This is a genomic window from Hydrogenophaga sp., assembly GCF_030158645.1.
Classification (GTDB): Bacteria; Pseudomonadota; Gammaproteobacteria; order Burkholderiales; family Burkholderiaceae_C; genus Hydrogenophaga.
This window is the reverse complement of the sequence record NZ_JAOASO010000063.1, coordinates 1-2,426: the sequence shown is the minus strand read 5'-3', so window position 1 is coordinate 2,426 and position 2,426 is coordinate 1. Positions and strand designations below refer to the sequence as shown.

Sequence of the window (2,426 nt, the reverse complement as noted above, 5' to 3'; positions counted from 1 at the left end):
GGCTGAACCCGCACGCCTGGCTCGACACCGCCGTGCTGATCGGCACCGCCTCGCTCGCCTATGGCCAGGGCAGCCGGGTCTTCGGCATGGGCGCGGCCGCGGGTTCGGTGGTGTGGTTCCTCTTGCTGGGCGTGGCCGCCTTCTGGTTGGGTCGCCGGCTCAATTCGCTGCACGTGTGGCGTGCGCTGGACGGCCTGGTGGCGCTCATGATGTGGGGCACGGCGCTCTGGCTCCTGAGCAGCCTGGCCTGACCCCTGGAGGCTCCCATGTCCCTGCGCAGCGCTGAGGCGCCCGTCACCGTTTTCGGTCCCGACTTTCCGTTCGCCTTCGACGACTGGATCGCCCACCCGCAAGGTCTGGGCGAGCTGCCGCCCGAGCGCCTGGGGCAGGAGGTGGCCATCGTCGGCGCCGGCATGGCGGGCATGGTGGCGGCCTACGAGCTGATGAAGCTGGGCCTGAAGCCCGTGCTGTTTGAAGCCTCGCGCATGGGCGGGCGGTTGCGCTCGCAGGCCTTCGAGGGCGGGCAGGGCGTGGTGGCCGAGCTGGGCGGCATGCGATTCCCGGCCTCGGGCACGGCCTTCTTCCACTACGTGAACCGGCTGGGTTTGAAGACCCAGCCCTTCCCCAACCCGCTCACGCCCGCCGCCGGCTGCACGGTGGTGGATCTCGAAGGCCAGACGCACTGGGCACGCTCGTTGGCCGACCTGCCACCGCTGTTCAGCGAGGTGGCGCAAGCCTGGGCACAGGCGCTCGAAGCCGGCGCAGGCTTCACCGGCCTGCAGCAGGCGCTGCGCGAGCGCGACGTTCCGCGCCTCAAGGCCTTGTGGGACCAGCTCGTGCCGCTGTGGGACGACCGCACCTTCTACGACTTTGTGGCCACGTCCGACGCCTTCGCGAAACTGTCGTTCCACCACCGCGAGGTGTTCGGCCAGGTCGGCTTCGGCACCGGCGGCTGGGACTCGGACTTTCCCAACTCCATGCTGGAGATCCTGCGCGTGGTGCTCACGGGTTGCGACGAGAACCAGCACCTCATCGTTGGCGGCGTGCAGCAGGTGCCGCTGGGTCTCTGGCAACACGCCCCAGCCACCAGCGAGATGCGCCACTGGCCCGCCGGCACCACGCTGGCCAGCCTGCACCATGGCGCGCCGCGCGCCGGTGTCACGGCCATCCGCCGCGCGGCGGGCAACCAGCTCGCGGTCACCGACACCTGGGGCAACACGGGTGTCTACCCCGCCGTGCTCACCACCTGCCAGAGCTGGCTGCTGACCACGCAAATATCGGTGGAAGAGTCGCTGTTTTCGCAAAAGCACTGGATGGCGCTGGACCGCACGCGCTACATGCAGTCGTCCAAAACCTTCGTGATGGTGGACCGCCCGTTCTGGAACGACCTGAAGGCGAACGGCTGGCCGCTGATGGGCATGACGCTCACCGACCGGCTCACGCGCGGCACCTATTTGTTCGACAACGGCCCGGACCAACCGGGCGTGATCTGCCTGAGCTACGCCTGGATGGGCGACGCGCTCAAGATGCTGCCGCACGGCACCGAAAAACGCGTGCAGCTCGCGCTCTCGGCACTCCAGAAGATCTACCCTGACGTGGACATTGCGAGCCACATCATCGGCGACCCGATCAGCGTGTCGTGGGAAGCCGACCCGCATTTCCTCGGCGCCTTCAAGGGCGCGCTGCCCGGCCACTACCGCTACAACCACCGCATGTACAGCCACTTCATGCAGGACGGTTTTGCACCCGCCGAGCGCGGCATCTTCATCGCAGGCGACGACGTGTCGTTCACACCCGCCTGGGTCGAAGGCGCGGTGCAGACCTCGCTCAACGCGGTGTGGGGCATCGTCAAACACCTGGGTGGCAAGACGTTTGAAGCCAACCCCGGGCCGGGCGATGTGTTTCCAGAACTCGGGCCGATGGCATTGCCTGACTGACGCAACGAACACCGCTCGGGCTGAGCCTGTCGAAGCCCCCGGTAGAGTGCTCACCATGATCCAAAGACGCCACTTCTCCACCGCCACCGCGCTGGCCGTCGCCAGCCCCCTCGCCTTCGTTCCCAGTCGCGCCCAAGCCGCGTCCAGCCTGTCTGCGCAGCTGCAGCAACTGGAGACTGCCGCCCAGGGCCGCCTGGGCGTGTTCATCCTCGACACCGCCACCGGTCAGGGCCACGGCCACCGCGCGGACGAGCGCTTCATGATGCTCAGCTCCTTCAAGCTGCTGGCCAGCGCGCTGGTGCTGGCGCGGGTGGACCGGGGCCAGGAATCGCTCGATCGGCGCATCACCTTCGCCAAGACCGATCTCGTCACGTACTCGCCCGTGACCGAGCGCTTCGCGGGCACCGCCGAGGGCATGAGCCTGGCGGGCCTGTGCGAAGCCACCCTCACCACCAGCGACAACAGCGCGGCCAACTTCATCCTCGACAG

General features: G+C 68.1%; 3 protein-coding genes. All 3 read left to right on the top strand.

All coding sequences use genetic code 11. The annotated features are described in order from the left end of the window. The coding region (locus Q1W68_RS06500) for a LysE family transporter (RefSeq protein ID WP_300715923.1) at nt 1-251 on the top strand (251 nt) is incomplete at its 5' end. Between the two features lie 15 nt (nt 252-266). After that, the gene (locus Q1W68_RS06495) at nt 267-1,937 is read left to right on the top strand and encodes an NAD(P)/FAD-dependent oxidoreductase (RefSeq protein ID WP_300715922.1); all 1,671 of its coding nucleotides are present in this window, start codon (nt 267-269) and stop codon (nt 1,935-1,937) included. A gap of 55 nt (nt 1,938-1,992) precedes the next feature. Further along, nucleotides 1,993-2,426, top strand: a 434-nt coding sequence (locus Q1W68_RS06490) for a serine hydrolase (protein WP_300715921.1), incomplete at its 3' end; no start/stop codon positions are given.

Bases quoted from the DNA above. Each gene is read 5' to 3' on its own strand.
- Q1W68_RS06495 (WP_300715922.1), top strand. From the start codon at position 267: ATGTCCCTGCGCAGCGCTGAGGCGCCCGTCACCGTTTTCGGTCCCGAC.